This window comes from Novosphingobium sp. Leaf2, from assembly GCF_001421325.1.
GTDB lineage: Bacteria > Pseudomonadota > Alphaproteobacteria > Sphingomonadales > Sphingomonadaceae > Novosphingobium.
This window is the reverse complement of sequence record NZ_LMJY01000012.1, coordinates 558,325-575,278: the sequence shown is the minus strand read 5'-3', so window position 1 is coordinate 575,278 and position 16,954 is coordinate 558,325. Positions and strand designations below refer to the sequence as shown.

Genomic DNA, 16,954 nt, shown 5'->3' with positions numbered 1-16,954 from the left:
TAGGGTCCGGACTCATTAGAGCCACCATATGACGAAGGCGGCGATGGCGATGGTTGCCATGAAGGTCTTGATGTTGCGGTCAAACCTGGTGGCTACGCGGCGCCAGTCCTTGAACCGGCAGAACATGCGCTCGACGACATTACGCTGACGGTAGATCTGCCGGTCGTGCTCGATCTGGACTTTGCGGTTGGACTTTGACKGGATAACCGGCGTGGTGCCACGCTCGATCAGCCATKAGCGCAAGGCGTTACTGTCGTAGCCTTTGTCAGCGACCAGATAGTCCGAGGGCGGCACGGCATTGATCGCCAGCATGGCCACCTTTGCGTCGTGTGTATTGCCAGGCGTCAGCAGGAGGACGTGGGGACGCCCCTTCTCGTCGCAGATGGCGTGGAGCTTGGTGTTCCTRCCGCCTTTGGTGATGCCGATACCATGAGCCAAGGCCCCCCTTTTGCGCCACCAGCAGTGCGGTGAGCCTTGATGCACGAGCTGTCGATGAACAGCTTGGATGGCACGCCTTCGAGCCCGGCGAGGTCGGCAAAGATGCGCTCCCACACGCCGCGCTCTGCCCAACGCCGGAAGCGGTTATAGAGCGTCTTCTTCGGGCCATAGAAGTGTTCAGGACAATCGCCCCAACGACCGCCGCTCTTCAACGCATGGACAATTCCGGACAGCACCCGCCGATCATCTACCCGCGGCATCCCTCGCGTATTCTGCGGCAAGAGCGGCTCGATCCGCGCCCATTGCTCATCCGAAAACCAGAAGAAATCCGCCATCCGCCATACCTCCTTGCTGGAGGATGGTGAATCATATCCCGGCGCTGCTGGGAATCCTGTTTATGGGTCCGGACCCTANAAACCAGAAGAAATCCGCCATCCGCCATACCTCCTTGCTGGAGGATGGTGAATCATATCCCGGCGCTGCTGGGAATCCTGTTTATGGGTCCGGACCCTAACATATTATGATCCGTCTCAATAGCCTTTAGACCATCATCGTATACTGTATCATAAATCGATTCGAAACCCTATTGATAGAATCAATGTTGTCTCAAGGTTTGTATCGATGGGGTATACCCATGCTCGCGGTTGGCGAGCCACAGAAGCTCCGCTTAAGGCTCTGGCGGCTGGCAAGGGCCTGCCCAAGCAATCGGGCGGCAAGCATCACCCGGCCATGCCCTATGCCGATGTGCCGGCTTTTCTAACCCGCCTTCGTGTCACTGGGGGAGTGTGGGGACGCCTCGCACTGGAGTTTGCTGTGCTGACCGTTGCTCGTTCGCAGGAAGTGCGACTGGCGACATGGGACGAGTTCGATCTTGAGAACGCCTTGTGGACTGCCAGCCGATCACATGAAGATGCGGCGTGAACATATTGTGCCGCTATCGCTCGAATCCGTGGCTGTACTGCGAAGCGCGATTGCCGTGCGGAGGGCAGGAACTGATGTGGTATTCCCCGGCATGAACGGCGGCGTTATGTTAGACATGACGCTGTTGAAGTGCTTCGCAGAATGGCGGAACCAGTGACGGTTCACGGCTTCCGCTCTTCGTTCCGTACATGGGTTGCCGAGCAGACGAATTTCCCTGGCGAAGTGGCGGAAGCAGCGCTGGCTCACCAAAACCCCAACGAGGTTGAGCGGGCCTATCAGCGGGGTGGTATGCTCGCAAACGCCGAAAGCTGATGGATGCATGGGGTACCTATTGCGCCACGGATCGTGAATTGACCAAAGTTGTGCCGATTACGAGGCGGGCTTGAGAGGTGAAAATCTTTAGGCGGTCAGATCATATAAGCGTTTCCATTCGCGGGTGCGTCGCACTGCTGGATCGGCTTCCGCCACGACCTCCAAGGCCTTGCCTAATTGATAGGGCATCTGTGACCTGTCATCCGCAATCAACGCATCAAGAAGCTGAAGCGTTTCGACTGGAAACTTCCGGGCAAATCCTTGGTGCCTTCCTCTGATTCCTTTGAAAGGCGGTAGGTTATCATATCTAGGTGCGCTACTGGGCGCATCAGCCCCACGATAGTTCGAACCGCATCCGGGAAATTATCACCGGACCGTTCGATCGAATGCGCGAACCCACGCGAAGCGCTATCAGTTCGAAATTTGACCTGACGAGGCCAAGCCTGCTCGATGAAGGGCTTGACGAACGCATTCCATGTCCCTGGTTCAGATGCAATTTCTCCTAACATCCACAGCGCGTCGCCTCGCTCTTTGTCATCCAGAGCAACCAGAACCTCTCGTGCTGCTTTGAACGAGATAGGCGGACCTCCATCATTTTCAGGTCTGGTACCCAACGGGATAAGATCGGGATCGACTTCCACGCAAACGTCGTTGCCGATCCAGCATCGCCATCACCACATCGTATAAGTGTGAATCCCGCTTCTACGATGTATTTTACCTTATTCACACTTATAGGTGTTTTCTTTGGGCCTGCCTCGCAGGCCCAGCCATGAAAGGGGGAGTTATGAAGTCATTCAACGTGTTTTCGGACGACGCCGGCGATTACATGCGTTGCGATTTCCCTTCGGCGCTCCGCAGCTATTCCCACCATGCATCCTGCATCGCTGCTTTCCTCTAACAGCCGGGGACCGGCATTCGGCCCCCGACCGTGTAAGGGCACCACAACGAGCAGCATTGGCCAGATTGGCCGGTTGCATGGGGTTGTCCGTTAGAATGTTCAACTTCTTGGCTCCCGCTCCGTTTCGGGCTGTCTGGGGAGTGGCCAAGTCGGCTTCTCGGCCACTCTCCCGGATTTGCCGCCACTGACGACACATGGGCAACTTGGCCGAAAACAAATGGTTTTGAGCCTCGTCGTCCGTGCTTCAGCCGCTGTTGCTGCCACACGCCGCTGGCGTGTCATGCTCCTACACAGTGCCATCCCCGGTTTCATTGGTGTTGGCATGGTCGGTGTCGGATGTGGCGTTTGTTGTGTGTGCTGGTGACATAGGCAGGTAGCGCTTCCATGCATCATGAAATGCTTCGCGCTAATAGCCTTTGGGCGTCTGACCATTGGGCATACGGATCGTGGACGAGCGGATGCCATATTCACGCAGCATCTCGGCCAGCAACCTGTCCAGCACATCGACGGTGGTGATCCGATCAGCATCGCCCAAGCAGGCAGAATGTCCGCCAACAGTTGAGCACCCAAAGAAGGGCGCGCACTGGCCTTCGCTGACATCACGGCATTCGTCGCAGCCATCCTCACCGCTTCGGGCCATGCACCTCCTGCCAGATCGGCGACCGTGAACAGCCGTCCCCACACATCGGCGTTCCGGTTGGCAATACAGTCCGGCATGGCCGGTTGTGCCAATTCCGCCAGACCGGCCATGCTGGCGGCCCATTCGGCCAGTTCGCTCCGCAGGGCTTCTGCTTCAAGCTCATGAATACGGGGCTGGAAAGGTTCGGCACTTTCGCCAGCCGCTCGTTTCTGCATTCGGATGACGACCGACCGGCTCATGATAGTGTCGGGCGGGGTGCCAAGGCCGCCCATTGCGAACGCCGCATATGTAGCCAGTTCAACAGGCTGCACCTTGCCGCGTTCCGTATTGCAGCGACCCACCATGGCACCACGGCGATAGCCTGCATTGACCATTCCCCGTAGGTCTTCGTTGCCGCCTAGCGGCAGGGCCAAAGATCGTGTCGATTTCATCATACAAGATCGTTGGCCGGTTCGCCTGATCGGAGACCTTCCACAGAATGTACGCCGCAGAGGAGTTTACTGACAGCAACGGGTTTGGAACCAGCATCGCTGTAACCTCCAACACCCGCGACTTCCCGCTTCCTGGCTCAGGGAACAGCACCGCAAGGCGCGGCGCCAAAAACCATGCCTCCATCAGATGCGTGTGGGCGATCCACAGGACATGTGAGGTGCTGGCATGTTCCGAGGGTAGCAGATGAAACGGCGTGTAAAAGCGTGAATGCGGTTCAGCAGTCCCGCACCATCGACGTTTGCCGTATCTGCCTGCATCTCATCTGGCTTCATCGGTTGGTCCGGGTTAGACAGTGGTGCCGGGTTCGCAGCTTTGGCATCTTCCGGGCCGGTTGCTGTTGACGCAGCACCGGCCCATTCGTTCTGGCTGGCATCGTTCATGCGGCACCGCCAGTCAGGCGCTCGATCAGTGCCCGAATGCTGGCCACGTTGACCAGCCGCCTTGTGCCGATTTGCATGGACAGGATTTCGCCCTTCGCGATCATGTCATACAGCTTGGTTCGTCCGACTCCCAACATCCTTGCGGCATCGGAGACAGAACACAGATAGGGTTCATTCATCGACTTGATTCCCTGCCCGTCAGCCAACGTATCCATGCGTCCGCTTTCCGCGGGCAGGTACAGTTGACTACGAATCCGGGAGGGTGTCGGCTGGTAAGGGTTGGAAACTGGTTTTCACCCTTTTCATTATTCCGTTGGCCCGCTTGCGGATTTCACTGTCGGCAGGCGCATCGCCACCGGCCTGAATGAACCAGTCACGGATGATTTCCTCAATCCGCGCCTGCGCCCCTCGCTCTGACGGCAGCCCGTCTGGTGTATTGGCTATGGCCACGACATGGATCAGCGCACCTTCCCAATCCCATGTTGGCGGGCGACCGCCCTTATTTTTTGACTCGACAAAGCTGGAGCGATGATTGTCGAGATGCCGGACCAGCCTCTGGCGCACAGCATCGAACCTTTCGCCAACCACCTTGAGCGTGGGAGGATGCAATGGAACGCCACGCCCCTCCCAGAGCGGATTTTATCCCAAGAACGCGCCAGCTAACTCGGGTTTCCAGTTCTCCTCCTGCGCAACCGCAAGCCCCCAGAATTTGTCCACGCCGCCTAGCGTTGGGAGGCCATATACGTCAGAACCGCACCTGGCTTTCAAGCTCATCTGCCCGCGCCGCCGTTTTCAGGACCACGCAGCCGCCATCGACGGTGTTGCCGTTGATCTTGCAGGTGTAGTCGCGCTCGGCGATCCAGCGCCGCTGGCGATCACGCAATGCGAGCTTCGCCGATGGGTTGCTGTCGAGCTGGCGCATCACGCGCTGATAGGCCTTGTTCAAACGATCGTCCTGCGCGCCGGCTTCGCGCTGCGCGCAGACGTTACGTTGCACAGTGTTGTTCCCGGCGCGCGCAACACAGGCTTCGAAGGCCGGCGAAAGGTGCGGCGAACCTTGCGCGAGCGCAACGCTTGGGATGCCTGCTGCCGCCAGAACAGCGATCATCAATACCGATTTCATATCCATCTCCACAAACGCCTTGGTATGGTTCCACTCATGAACCCGCGGGTCAAGGTCAGCAAGGGTTGCCGCCGCCGCCTTCGATGGACCGCGACGAGGCATGGCGACCAAAAGCGGAAACTATCTTACACGCGGTGAGGGCCGGTGCTGCGGGCGAACGGGAGACATGTCATGGTCAGGTGTTCGCATTTTTGCATCGATCCGTTCGGATCATTGCGTTTGCTCGCTAGGGTAGGCGCGGGCAGGAGAATACCGGCATGTGGCGACCACCGTTCCTCTTCAAGATCCACCCTTTGGCGCTGGGTGCCGGTGTGGCGGTCGTCACGGGGTTTGTTGCGTTGCGCGGTAATCGGGCGCTTGCGCCCGGCGGCGTGATCCCGCGCACACGCAGGCAGATCGCCGCTGCGGCAGCGGCGCGCGGTATGCGCGTGCCGGTCGCGTGCGCGCAAGGCGTGGCGGCAAACCTGGCGCTGCTTGCCGAGCATGCCGAACGACTGCGCACGGATGCGCCCCCGGGGCCATCGTGACCGTGCTGGTGGAAACCGCCGCGCACGTGCGGAGCGGCCAGGCGCGCGCCGTCGATCTTGTGGAACGGGCCTTGACGGACCTTGCGCAGCACGGCGCGGCGTTGAACGCGGTTACGCGCCTGCTGCCCGAGCGCGCTCGCCGCGAAGCCGCCGCCGTGGACGCCGCCATTGCTTCAGGCCGCGATCCGGGCCCGCTTGCCGGGGTGGTCTACGGGGTCAAGGACCTGTTCGACGTGGCCGGCCTGCCCACCGCCGCGGGTTCCGCGCTGTATGCCGATGCACCCGCAGCCACGGGCGATGCCGAGGCGATAGTCCGGCTTCGCGACGCGGGGGCAATCCTGGTCGCGACGCTTAACATGGATGAGTTCGCCTATGGCTTTGCGACGATCAACGCGCGCCACGGCACCACCTGCAACCCGCACGACCTTACGCGGCTGGCCGGCGGTTCCTCGGGCGGATCGGCGGCGGTGGTTGCGGCCGGGCTGCTGGCCTTCTCGCTGGGCTCGGACACCAACGGCTCGGTCCGGGTGCCCGCCAGCCTGACCGGTACCTACGGCCTCAAGCCCACGCATGGAGACTTGCCGTTAGGGGGCGTGTTTCCTTTCGCCGAGAGTTTCGACGATGCCGGTCCGTTCGCCAACAGCGTGGCCGACATACAGGCGGTATGGCAGGTTCTGGCCGGACGGGCAGCAGAGCCATCGCCGTCTGCCTTGCGTGTTGCCCGGCTTGGCGGCCGCTTTCGCGAGAACGCCGACCCTGACCAGCTCGCCGCGATCGATGCCATCGCCCCGGACGCGCCGCTGATCGTCTTGCCCGAGATCGCCCGCGCTCGCTCCGCAGCGTTTCTCATCACCGCCTATGAAGGCGGCGCGCTGCACCGCGAGGCCTTGTCCCGAGACCCGATGGCGTTTGACCCGGCGACCCGCGATCGCCTGCTCGCCGGGGCCTTGCTGCCGGATGAGCTGTATCGGGAAGCGCAGGCGTTTCGGCACGCCTACAAGTCCCGGATCGCTGCGCTGATCGGCGATTTCGATGTGCTGCTCGCGCCGGCCACGCCTTGCACCGCGCCCGTGATCGCCGACCCGCGCATCGTGATCGACGGCGCGCTGTCTCCGGCACGGGCGGACCTTGGCATTCACACGCAGCCGATCAGTTTTCTCGGGCTGCCGTCTCTGGCGGTGCCGCTGCGCAGGCCAGATAGTCTGCCGCTGGGGCTGCAACTGGTGGGTCGCCCGTATCGCGAGGCAGACCTGTTTGCCTTCGCCGCGCGGCTTGAGGCACAAGGGATTATCGGGTGGACGGCGCCGCGCGGGAATGCGCGCGGAACCAAGCAGGGGGCAGCGGCGTGACTCAGATTCAAGGGGCAAAGCCTTCCGGGGACCAACCGGACGGCACGCCGGAAACCGGCGCTCTGGGGCGCTATTTCCAGCTTGGCGCGCGCGGCACCACGGTGCGCACCGAAGTGCTGGCCGGCGTCACCACGTTCCTGACGATGGCCTATATCGTGCTGGTCAATCCGGCGATCCTGGGCAGCGCGGGGATGCCGGTCGCCGCCGTTGCCGCCGCGACGTGTTTTGCCGCCGCGTTCGCCTCGATCCTGATGGGGCTGGTGGCAAACACCCCGCTGGCGCTCGCGCCGGGCATGGGGCTGAACGCGTATTTCAGCTATACCGTGGTCCAGCAGATGGGCGTGCCCTGGCAAGTGGCGCTGGGCTGCGTGTTCATTTCCGGCGTTGCATTCCTGCTGCTGACCGCAACCGGGGTGCGCCAGCTGATCGTCGCGTCCATCCCACCATACTTGTTTGCGGCAGTGGCGGGCGGGATCGGCTTGTTCATCGGCTTTATCGGCCTCAAGGACGCCGGCATCGTCGTTGCCAACCCGTCCACTTTCGTCGCGCTGGGAGACCTCAAGGCGCCGGGCGCGGCGCTGGCGATCTTCGGGTTGGTGGTGATCGGCGCGCTCAGCGTGTGGAAGGTGCGCGGGGCGATGCTGATCGGCATCGTGGCGACCACGCTGGCCGGCTGGCTGACGGGCCAGGTTTCGGTCAGCGCGCAGCCTTATTCGCTCGACGCGTTGACCGCCACCGCCTTCAAGCTGGACCTTGGCGGCGTGCTGGGTCTGTCAGGCAAGCAGGGCCTTGGGCTGCTGGAAATCCTGTTCGTGTTCCTGTTCGTCGATCTGTTCGACAACATCGGCACCCTGGTGGCGGTGACCAAGCGCGCCGGGCTGATGGATGCCGATGGCCGTATCCCCAAGCTCAACCGCATCCTGTTCACCGATGCAACCGCCACCATCGTGGGTTCGATGGCAGGCACCAGCACGGTCACCAGCTATGTCGAAAGCGCCGCCGGGGTGCAGGCGGGCGGGCGCACCGGGCTTACGGCTGTGGTCACCGGCGTGCTGTTTCTGGCGACGATGTTCGTGGCGCCTTATGCGCAGCTGATCCCGCTGGCCGCTACCGCCCCGGCGCTGATCATCGTGGGCGGGCTGATGCTGCTGCCGCTGACCGAAGTCGAGTGGGAGGACCCGCTGTCCGCGATCCCGGCGTTCCTGACCGTGGCGATGATCCCGCTGACGTTTTCCATCGCCAACGGCCTGGCCTTTGGCATCACCGCGCACGCCGCGCTCAAGCTGGTGCGCGGCACGATCGTGAAGAGCGACTGGTTCCTGCTGGTGCTGGCCTTGCTGTTCGTATTCCGCTTCGTCTGGATGGGAGGCGCCTGATGCGCATGATCTTCGCGCTGCTGCTGGGCCTATGCGCCACCCCCGCACTTGCCAGGCCGATCGACCCGACCCCGCGCACGGTGGTGATGACCGCGTTCTTCCCCGAATGGCAGGCGCTGGAACACGCGGTGCAAAAGCCCAGGACCTACAAGATCAACGGTCTCACTTTCCTCACCGGCACGATGGACGGCAAGCCGATCGTGCTGATGCAAAGCGGCGTCAGCATGGTCAATGCGGCGATGAATACGCAGCTGGTGCTCGACCGGTTCACGGTGAAGCGCATTGTTTTTTCGGGCATCGCCGGCGGCGTCGACCCGGATCTGTCCATCGGCGATGTCGTGGTGGCCCAGGACTGGGCGCAGTATCTGGAGGTCTCGTTCGCGCGAAAGACGCCGCAAGGCTGGAAGACGCCCGAGCCGATCGACCCGCAAGCGCCCAAGAACTGGGAGATGATGTTCCCGCGCGGCGTGCGGGTGGGCAACGCGAAGGAGGAAGCCAGGCGCCACTACACCATCGCCGTCGATCCCGGACTGGTGACGCTCGCGCGCAAGGTCGCGGCGACGACCCGGTTGCAGCGCTGCATCGGCGCCGCGCCCGCCAACGCCTCGGCCCCGCGCGGTTCCTGCCTGGAGCATGAGCCCAAGATCGTCGTCGGCGGCACCGGGGTGAGCGCCACGGTGTTCGCCGACAATGCCGAGTTTCGCCAATATCTGCAGGCCACCTACAAGGCGCGCGTGCTCGACATGGAGAGTGCGGCGGTGGCACAAGTGGCGTATGCCAATCAGGTGCCCGCAATCGTCTTCCGCAGCTTGTCCGACCTCGCCGGTGGCGATGAAAGCGAAAACCAGATGGAGACGTTCATGGCGCTGGCGTCGGTGAATTCCGCGCAAGTGGTGCGCGCGTTCGTCAAGGCGCTGCCGAACTGATGCAGACAGTCCACGCCTACAACGGGATCGTTACCGCGCCGCACTATCTGGCGGCGCAGGCCGGCTGCGATGTGCTCAGGGACGGCGGCAACGCGGTGGAAGCGACGGTCGCGGTCGCGGCAACGCTGGCAGTGGTCTATCCGCACATGACCGGCATCGGCGGCGACGGCTTCTGGGTGATCCGCGAGCCGGATGGCGTCGTACATGCGATCCACGGCTGCGGCGGTGCGGCGGCCAGCGCCGACCTGTCACTATACGCAGGGCTGGGCGCGGTGCCGACACGCGGACCGCTGGCGGCGAACACCGTGGCGGGCACAATTTCTGCTTGGGAAGCCGCGCTGGCCGCGCCGTACTGCCAGCTGCCGTTGAGCCGCCTGCTGGGCGATGCGATTGCCCATGCGGAAGCGGGGGTGATGGTCACTGCGGGCGGGGCCGCCATCGCCGCCGCCAAGGGGCCGGAACTGCGGGTGCAGCCCGGCAGCTACGGCGCGGCGTTCGAGCCGGACGGCAGGGCTCTGCAACCCGGCGACGTGCTGCGCCAGCCGTTGCTGGCGGCAACATTGCGCACGCTGGCGGCCAACGGCCTTGACGATTTCTACCACGGCGCGCTGGCGGCGCTGATCGCGCAGGATCTTGCCATGCTGGGCAGTCCGGTTTCCGCCGCCGATCTTGCCGCACATACTGCCAGCCGCCCCGCGCCGCTGAGCACGGCGATAACCGGGGCGCGGCTCTATAACAGCGCCCCGCCCACCCAGGGGTTTGCCTCGCTGTTGATCCTGGCGCTGTTCGACCGCCTTGCTGCCGCCGCGCCCGACGGGTTCGACCATGTCCACGGTCTAGTGGAAGCCACCAAGCAGGCGTTCCTGCTGCGCGATCTCCACGTGGGCGATCCGCTGCACACGGCGTACGCCTTTCAGGCGCTGCTCGATGATCCCGCCGCGCTTGATGCGCTCGCGACGCGGATCGACCGCCGCCGCGCACTGCCGTGGCCACAGCCGCCCCAGTGGGGGGACACCTGCTGGTTTGGCGCGGCGGACAGCGACGGGCGCGTCGTCTCGGCGATCCAGTCGACCTACTTCGAGTTCGGCTCCGGTCTCGTGCTGCCGCAGACCGGGATTACCTGGCAGAACCGGGGCAGTTCGTTCCGGCTCGCCGAAAACGGCTGGAACGCACTGAAGCCCGGGCGCAAGCCGTTCCACACGCTCAACCCGGCATTGGCGGTGTTCGACGATGGCCGGGTCATGGCCTACGGCACCATGGGCGGGGAGGGCCAGCCGCAGACGCAGGCCGCGCTGTTCACCCGCTACGCCCGCTTCGGCGTGGATCTGCAGGACGCGATCAGCGCGCCGCGCTGGCTGCTGGGCCGCACCTGGGGCGAGCAGTCGACCACACTCAAGCTGGAGGACGGGTTCGATGAGGCGCTCTACACACAGCTTGCCGAGGCTGGGCATGACGTTGAGCGCGTCGGTCCGCTGACGGCCACGATGGGCCATGCCGGTGCGCTGGTGCGGCTGCCGGAGGCTGGCTTCATCGGCGCGACCGACCCGCGTAGCGACGGCGGTGTCAGCGCATGGTGACGGGAAGCTGCAGTGGCGGGGCCCGCGCGGTTGCACGCTGCGACCAGCTTGGCCTCGCGCCGTACAGCGATATGATGGGCGGGTTGTACCGGGCGTATCTGACGCCCGCGCACCGCGCCACCGTCGATCAGGTGGGGGGCTGGATGTTCGAGGCTGGCATGAGCGCTCGCATCGACCCTGCCGGCAACCTCGTCGGACATTATCCGGGCGCTCGGAGCGATGCGCCGGCATTGATAATTGGCAGTCACCTCGATTCGGTCCGGGACGGCGGTTGCTATGATGGGCCATTGGGCGTGATGCTCGGGATCGAATGCGTGGCAGCGCTACACGCCGCCGGGCGACGTTTGCCCTTTGCCATCGACGTATACGGGTTCGGCGATGAAGAAGGATCGCGCTTCCCCGCCGCGATGCTCAGCAGCCGTGCGGTGGCAGGCACGCTCGACGTGGATCTGATGACGATCGCCGATACGCACGGCGTGCCGCTCGCCGATGCCTTGCGCGATTTCAACGCTGCTGATGACGACGAAGGCGTGATGCAGATTCTTGAAACGGCGCCGCTCGGCATCGCGGGCTTCCACAAGGCCCGCCGCCGGACCGGTCATGTGCTCGCCTATCTCGAAGCGCACATCGAGCAGGGTCCGGCCCTCGAAGCCGACGGGCTGGCTGTCGGCACCGTCACCGGTATCGCCGCACAACTGCGGTACAGGGTGGTGGTGACGGGCATGGCGGGCCATGCGGGCACCACCACCATGCGCCTGCGCCGCGATCCGCTGGCCGGTGCGGCGGCGATGGTGCTCAGCGTCGAGCAACTGGCGCGCGCCGACAACTCCGACGTCGTCGCCACCGTCGGCATGATCGAAGCGCTGCCCGGCGCACCCAACGTCATTCCCGGCGAAGTGCGCTTCACCATCGACGTGCGCTCGGGCGTGGAGACCCGCCGCGACACCGTGGCCGAGCAGATACTCGATCGCATCGTCGAAATCGCCGATGCGCGCGACCTTGATTTCGCGATTGAGCGCATCCACGATCTTCCCGCCAGCCCCTGCGATGCTGCGCTGATGGACCTTATGGACGCGGCGCTCGTCGCCGCCGGTCAGTCGCCACGCCGCCTTGTGTCGGGCGCGGGGCACGATGCGATGAACATGGCTGCGCTGTGCCCCACCGCGATGCTGTTCATCCGCTGCAAGGGCGGTATTAGTCACAATCCCGCCGAGCACGTGGACCCTGCGGACGCCGACATCGCGCTGCAGGTCATGCTTGGCTTCATCGAACGACTGGCTGCGAAACATGCTTGATCTGGACCCCCTTCTGTTCGGTGAGATCGACCCGCCCCAGCGCCTGCTGATGGGCCCGGGTCCGGTAAACGCGCACCCGCGCGTGCTGCGCGCGATGAGCGCGGACCTGCTTGGCCAGTTCGACCCCGAGATGACCGGCTACATGAACCAGGTCATGGCGCTGTATCGCCCGATCTTCGGCACGCAAAACCAGTGGACGATGCTGATCGACGGGACCGCGCGCGCCGGGATAGAGGCGGCGCTGGTGAGCATGGTGGCGCCAGGTGAGACGGTGCTGGTGGTAAACTTCGGCCGTTTCGGGCTGCTGCTCACCGAAATCCTCAGCCGCATCGGCGCGAAGATCGAGACGGTGGATGCCCCGTGGGGCGAAGTGGTGCCGCTGGAGGCCATCGCCGAGGCCATTCACCGTGTGCAGCCGCACCATGTGTCGACGATCCACGGCGATACCTCGACCACCATGGCGCAGCCGCTCGACGGGGTGGGCGCGCTGGTGCATGCCGCCGGCGCGCTGCTTTACGTCGATGTGACCGCCACGATCAGCGGCATGGAGATCGCCGCCGATCGCTGGGGCGCGGACGTGGTCACCGGCGGCTTGCAGAAGTGCCTGGGCGGGCCTTCCGGCTCAGCGCCGATCACCATCTCGGACCGGGCGGCGGAGCATATCGCGCGCCGCCGCCATGTGGAGCAGGGCATCCGCCGCGCTGACATCGCCGACGGGCAGGGGCCGCGCATCGGCTCCAACTATTTCGATCTGGCGATGATCATGGATTACTGGTCCGACAAGCGCCTGAACCACCACACCGAGGCGACGAGCATGCTGTATGCCGCGCGCGAATGTGCCCGCGTGGCGCTGGCCGAAGGGCTTGAGGCGCGGTTCGCCCGCCACGCCAGCGCCGGCCGCGCGATGACGGCGGGCCTGCGCGCAATGGGGCTGACGGTGTTTGGTGACGATCGCTATCGCATGACCAACGTGACCGGCGTCTACATTCCCGATGGGATCAATGGCGAGGCGGTGCGCCTTGCCATGCGTGAGCAGTTCGAGATCGAGATCGGCACCGCTTTCGGTCCGCTGCAGGGCACGATCTGGCGGCTGGGCGCGATGGGCTACAACGCGATGAAGCACAAGGTGCTGCTGACGCTGGCGGCGCTGGAAGCGTGTCTGAAGCGTGAAGGGTACGCTGTTCCGCTGGGAGAAGCGGTGCCTGCGGCGATTGCGGCGTGGCACGCATGAGCCCGTCGCGCGATCTCGTCGGCTACGGCGCCACGCCGCCCGACCCGCAATGGCCGGGCGGCGCACGGGTGGCGGTGCAGTTCGTCATCAATTACGAGGAAGGCGCCGAGAACTCTGTGCTGAACGGGGATGCTGGATCAGAGGCGTTCCTCTCCGAAATGGTCGGCGCGCCCAGCCATCCGGACCGGGCGATGGCGATGGAGAGCCTTTACGAATACGGCAGCCGCGCGGGCTTCTGGCGTCTGCATCGCCTGTTCACGCAGCGCGGCCTGCCCGTCACCGTGTTCGGTGTGGCCAAGGCGATGGCCATGAACCCGCAAGCCGTGGCCGCGATGCTGGCTGCGGATTGGGAGATCGCCAGCCACGGCCTGCGCTGGATCGACTACCAGACCGTGCCCGAAGACGTTGAACGCGCGCACATCGCCGAGGCCGTGGCGCTGCACGAGACACTTACCGGCAGCCGCCCGCTAGGCTGGTATCAGGGCCGCACCTCTCCCAACACCGCGCGGCTGGTGGCCGAGGAAGGCGGGTTTCTCTACGATGCCGACAGCTATGCCGACGATCTTCCCTACTGGAGCGGGGAGCAGTTGATCGTCCCCTACACGCTGGACGTGAACGACATGAAGATCGTGGCGCTTAACGGCTTTACGGAGGGCGAGCAGTTCTTCCGCCACATGCGCGATACGTTCGACCAGTTGCGCGAAGAGGGTGGCCGCATGATGAGCGTAGGCCTGCACGCGCGCATCGCCGGCAAGCCCGGCCGGGCGCGCTGGGTGGCGCGGTTCCTCGACCACGTGATGGCCAGCGGGGACGCCTGGATCGCGCGCCGGATCGATATCGCGCGTCACTGGATGGAGGTGCATCCGCGGGCAAAAGGGCTGGCGCATGGAGATCGATAACCCCGTGCGCCTTGCCGAAGTCACCGCCGCCTTCCACGCTTACGAACGCGCGCTGATGGCGGATGACGTGGCGGCGATGGACGCCTTGTTCCACGATGCGCCCACCACCAACCGCTATGGCGTGGGCGAAGTCCTCTACGGCATCGCCGCGATCCGGCACTTTCGCAAGGGTCGCGGCGGCTCGCCCCAGCGCACGCTCGGCCGGGTGGCCATCACCACCTATGGCGACGCTTTCGCCACCGCCGATGCGGAGTTCTTCCGTGAAGGCAGCGCGCGAAGGGGCCGCCAGACGCAAAGCTGGGTCCGGTTTGCAGATGGCTGGAAAGTGGTCTCCGCCCACGTCAGTCTGGAAGGGACCACTGCGTGACCGCGCTGTTCGAACACAGCCCCTGGGTGGAGGAGCGCGCCGCCGCGCGGCCCTCCACCGGCGATCGCCATGCCGACCTGATGGCGGTGCTGCACGATGCGACGCCTGACGAGCAACTTGCGCTGATCCGCGCGCACCCGGAACTGGCGGGCAAGGCAGCGATCGACCGCACGCTGACCGATGCGTCCGCTGCCGAGCAGGCCAGCGCCGGGCTCGATCGCCTGAGCCCCGAAGAATACGACCGCTTCCACGCGCTCAACGCTGCGTATCGCGCGCGGTTCGCCATGCCGTTCATCATCTGCGTGCGGTTGACCGACAAGGCTGGTATCCTCGCCGAAATGGAACGGCGCCTTGGCAATGCGCGCGAGGCGGAAATCACGACGGCGCTTGAACAGATCGGTGAAATCGTGCGGCTGCGCCTAGCGGACCAGGCGGTATGAACGGCCCCGGCGACCTTGCGGCGCTGGAAGCGCAGCTTGCCCGCCAACTGGCGCTGATCGGCCACGGCGGGCCTGACTGGACGCGCCCGCGCGCGCACCCTTGCGGCCATGTGTACGATGTCGTCATCGTCGGCGGCGGGCAAAGCGGACTGGCTGCCGCGTTCGGCCTGCTGCGCGAACGGGTGTCCAATATCCTCGTCATCGACGAGAACCCCGCCGGCTATGAAGGCCCGTGGGAAACGTACGCGCGCATGCTCACGCTGCGCACGCCCAAGGATCTGACCCCGATCGACTTCGGCGTGCCGGCGCTGACGTACCGGGCATTCTGGGAGGCGCAGCACGGGCCAGACAGCTGGGCCGCGGTGGACAAGATCGCGCGTGGAGACTGGATGGCGTATCTGCGCTGGTATCGCCGCGTGCTGAACCTGCCGGTGCGCAACGATGCCAGGCTCGATAACATTGTGCCAGTCGAGCCCGGCCTGTTCCGCCTCGATCTGGTGAATGGCGCCCCGTTGCTGGCGCGCAAGGTGGTGCTGGCGACCGGCATTCAAGGCGGCGGCGAATGGCATACCCCGCCGATGATTTCGCGCGCGCTGTCGTCGACACGCTACGCGCATACCAGCCAGCCGATCGACTTCGCGCCGCTTGCCGGCAAGCGGGTCGCGATCCTGGGTGGCGGCGCTTCGGCGTTCGACAACGCCAATGCCGCGCTGACGCAAGGGGTGGGCGCAGTCCATGTCCATATCCGCCGCAACGTGCTGCCGCGCATCAACCCGATCCGCTATATGGAGCGCGTGGGCTTCACCGCGCGCTATCCGGCGCTTAGCGACGCCGAAAAGTATGCCGTGATGCGCGCGTTCCTGGGCCATAACCAGCCGCCCACCAACGACACGTTCAACCGCGCTGCCGCCTGGCCGGGCTTTGAACTGCACCTGGGCTCGCCGTGGCTGTCGGTCGAGCAGAGCGACCAGGGCGCGCGGGTCACCACACCGCACGGCACGTTCGACTACGATTTCCTGATCCTTTCGACCGGCCTTGTCAGCGATCCGTCCTTGAGGCCCGAACTGCGCGTGCTGGGCGAGCGCATCGCCCGCTGGTCGGACCGTTACACGCCCCCAGCAGGCCAGGAGAACGCGCTGATCGATGCGCATCCCTACCTTGGCCCCGCGTTCGAGTTTCTCCCGCGCGATGCAGGCGACACTGCGCTGCACGGCCTGTTCGCCTTCAACTACTCCGCGCTGATCAGTCTGGGGCTGTCTGCCTCGGCGCTCTCCGGCCTCAAGAACGCGCTGCCCCGCCTGGTCAAGGGCGTGGCGGACCAGCTGTTCCTTGATGACCGTGAGGCGCTGATCGCCGATCTCGTTACGTACGATGAGCACGAGTTTGTGGGCGAGTGGCCCCGGCGTGCGCACGGCTTGCAGGAGGGGGCGCAATGAGCAGCCTGTCTACCCATGTCCTCGATACCACTCACGGACGGCCCGCAGCCGCGGTGTCGCTGACGCTGCGCAGCGTTGACGGCGTGGTGCTGTTCGCCGGAATGACCGACACGGATGGTCGCTGCCCGGGCCTTCCGGTGTTGGCGCAGGGCCGCTACACGCTGACGTTCGCTGTCGCCGATTATTTCCTGAAAGCCGGCATGGTGCTGCCCGAACCGCCGTTCCTTGATGAAGTGGGGATCGACTTCGGCGTATCGGGTGAGGGCCATTATCACGTGCCGCTGCTGGTCTCGCCCTATGGCTATTCGACGTATCGGGGCAGCTAAG

21 protein-coding genes and 1 pseudogene are annotated in these 16,954 nt (G+C 64.6%); 13 read left to right on the top strand and 9 right to left on the bottom strand.

Translation table 11 applies throughout. From position 1 onward, the window contains the following. Nucleotides 1-15: 15 nt before the first annotated feature. Nucleotides 16-773 (bottom strand): IS5 family transposase gene (locus ASE49_RS17745; RefSeq protein WP_156370230.1). Its coding sequence is split into 2 segments (ribosomal slippage): nt 16-437 and nt 437-773, totalling 759 coding nucleotides; the frame shifts between segments, so codons are not numbered across the junction. 286 nt (nt 774-1,059) lie between these two features. Here ASE49_RS17745 and ASE49_RS18710 point away from each other — a divergent pair. Further along, on the top strand, nt 1,060-1,359 hold the full coding sequence (locus ASE49_RS18710) for a hypothetical protein (protein ID WP_235522908.1): 300 nt from the start codon (nt 1,060-1,062) through the stop codon (nt 1,357-1,359). A 521-nt stretch (nt 1,360-1,880) separates the two neighbouring features. On the opposite strand, the gene ASE49_RS18215 is transcribed toward ASE49_RS18710, so the two are convergent. The 8 genes and pseudogenes from ASE49_RS18215 to ASE49_RS09320 all read right to left on the bottom strand — a co-directional run bounded on the left by ASE49_RS18215 (nt 1,881) and on the right by ASE49_RS09320 (nt 5,204). After that, nucleotides 1,881-2,312 carry a hypothetical protein gene (locus ASE49_RS18215; protein ID WP_156370228.1) on the bottom strand — a complete coding sequence of 144 codons (432 nt, stop codon included), beginning with the start codon at nt 2,310-2,312 and terminating at the stop codon, nt 1,881-1,883. 153 nt (nt 2,313-2,465) lie between these two features. Next, entirely contained in the window at nt 2,466-2,648 is a 183-nt protein-coding gene (locus ASE49_RS18930; protein ID WP_442945974.1) for an HGGxSTG domain-containing protein, read from the bottom strand. Between the two features lie 327 nt (nt 2,649-2,975). Next, nucleotides 2,976-3,104, bottom strand: coding sequence for a DUF3631 domain-containing protein (locus tag ASE49_RS18705; RefSeq protein ID WP_235522917.1), 129 nt, complete (start codon nt 3,102-3,104; stop codon nt 2,976-2,978). A gap of 65 nt (nt 3,105-3,169) precedes the next feature. Next, nucleotides 3,170-3,424: pseudogene (locus tag ASE49_RS18700) on the bottom strand (DUF3631 domain-containing protein); the annotation flags it as partial. A gap of 399 nt (nt 3,425-3,823) precedes the next feature. Continuing rightward, nucleotides 3,824-4,081, bottom strand: a complete 258-nt coding sequence (locus tag ASE49_RS18695) for a hypothetical protein (RefSeq protein WP_156370227.1) — start codon at nt 4,079-4,081, stop codon at nt 3,824-3,826. After that, entirely contained in the window at nt 4,078-4,296 is a 219-nt protein-coding gene (locus ASE49_RS09325; RefSeq protein WP_235522907.1) for a helix-turn-helix domain-containing protein, read from the bottom strand. Before ASE49_RS09325 ends, ASE49_RS18695 begins: the two co-directional genes overlap by 4 nt. Nucleotides 4,297-4,327: 31 nt before the next feature. After that, the gene (locus tag ASE49_RS17735) at nt 4,328-4,690 is read right to left on the bottom strand and encodes a hypothetical protein (RefSeq protein ID WP_235522906.1); all 363 of its coding nucleotides are present in this window, start codon (nt 4,688-4,690) and stop codon (nt 4,328-4,330) included. Between the two features lie 136 nt (nt 4,691-4,826). Further along, a complete protein-coding gene (locus ASE49_RS09320; protein ID WP_235522905.1) occupies nt 4,827-5,204 on the bottom strand; it encodes a lysozyme inhibitor LprI family protein in 378 nt (125 codons plus the stop codon). 257 nt (nt 5,205-5,461) lie between these two features. On the opposite strand from ASE49_RS09320, the gene ASE49_RS09315 reads away from it, so the two are divergent. The 12 genes from ASE49_RS09315 to uraH are packed head-to-tail and all read left to right on the top strand — an operon-like array spanning nt 5,462 to nt 16,953. After that, nucleotides 5,462-5,731 carry a hypothetical protein gene (locus tag ASE49_RS09315; RefSeq protein WP_056770883.1) on the top strand — a complete coding sequence of 90 codons (270 nt, stop codon included), beginning with the start codon at nt 5,462-5,464 and terminating at the stop codon, nt 5,729-5,731. Next, nucleotides 5,728-7,080, top strand: a complete 1,353-nt coding sequence (locus ASE49_RS09310; RefSeq protein WP_056770881.1) for an AtzE family amidohydrolase — start codon at nt 5,728-5,730, stop codon at nt 7,078-7,080. The genes ASE49_RS09315 and ASE49_RS09310 overlap by 4 nt, the downstream gene beginning before the upstream one ends. A gap of 5 nt (nt 7,081-7,085) precedes the next feature. Next, entirely contained in the window at nt 7,086-8,456 is a 1,371-nt protein-coding gene (locus ASE49_RS09305; protein ID WP_082456386.1) for an NCS2 family permease, read from the top strand. A gap of 5 nt (nt 8,457-8,461) precedes the next feature. Further along, nucleotides 8,462-9,382 carry a 5'-methylthioadenosine/S-adenosylhomocysteine nucleosidase gene (locus tag ASE49_RS09300; protein WP_056771075.1) on the top strand — a complete coding sequence of 307 codons (921 nt, stop codon included), beginning with the start codon at nt 8,462-8,464 and terminating at the stop codon, nt 9,380-9,382. Beyond that, nucleotides 9,382-10,959: a gamma-glutamyltransferase family protein gene (locus ASE49_RS09295; protein ID WP_056770879.1), complete on the top strand. Its 1,578-nt coding sequence runs from the start codon at nt 9,382-9,384 to the stop codon at nt 10,957-10,959. Before ASE49_RS09300 ends, ASE49_RS09295 begins: the two co-directional genes overlap by 1 nt. After that, nucleotides 10,953-12,254 (top strand): allantoate amidohydrolase, encoded by a 1,302-nt coding sequence (locus tag ASE49_RS09290; protein WP_056770875.1) that lies wholly within the window; start codon nt 10,953-10,955, stop codon nt 12,252-12,254. The genes ASE49_RS09295 and ASE49_RS09290 overlap by 7 nt, the downstream gene beginning before the upstream one ends. Then, entirely contained in the window at nt 12,247-13,485 is a 1,239-nt protein-coding gene (locus ASE49_RS09285) for a pyridoxal-phosphate-dependent aminotransferase family protein (protein WP_056770873.1), read from the top strand. The genes ASE49_RS09290 and ASE49_RS09285 overlap by 8 nt, the downstream gene beginning before the upstream one ends. Next, nucleotides 13,482-14,384 (top strand): allantoinase PuuE, encoded by a 903-nt coding sequence (gene puuE, locus ASE49_RS09280; RefSeq protein WP_056770870.1) that lies wholly within the window; start codon nt 13,482-13,484, stop codon nt 14,382-14,384. Before ASE49_RS09285 ends, puuE begins: the two co-directional genes overlap by 4 nt. After that, nucleotides 14,371-14,751: an oxalurate catabolism protein HpxZ gene (gene hpxZ, locus ASE49_RS09275; protein ID WP_056770867.1), complete on the top strand. Its 381-nt coding sequence runs from the start codon at nt 14,371-14,373 to the stop codon at nt 14,749-14,751. The genes puuE and hpxZ overlap by 14 nt, the downstream gene beginning before the upstream one ends. After that, nucleotides 14,748-15,191 (top strand): 2-oxo-4-hydroxy-4-carboxy-5-ureidoimidazoline decarboxylase, encoded by a 444-nt coding sequence (gene uraD, locus ASE49_RS09270; RefSeq protein WP_056770864.1) that lies wholly within the window; start codon nt 14,748-14,750, stop codon nt 15,189-15,191. Before hpxZ ends, uraD begins: the two co-directional genes overlap by 4 nt. Continuing rightward, entirely contained in the window at nt 15,188-16,627 is a 1,440-nt protein-coding gene (locus tag ASE49_RS09265) for an NAD(P)-binding domain-containing protein (RefSeq protein WP_056770861.1), read from the top strand. The genes uraD and ASE49_RS09265 overlap by 4 nt, the downstream gene beginning before the upstream one ends. Then, nucleotides 16,624-16,953 carry a hydroxyisourate hydrolase gene (gene uraH / locus ASE49_RS09260; RefSeq protein ID WP_056770856.1) on the top strand — a complete coding sequence of 110 codons (330 nt, stop codon included), beginning with the start codon at nt 16,624-16,626 and terminating at the stop codon, nt 16,951-16,953. Before ASE49_RS09265 ends, uraH begins: the two co-directional genes overlap by 4 nt. The last annotated feature ends 1 nt before the right edge of the window (nt 16,954 follow it).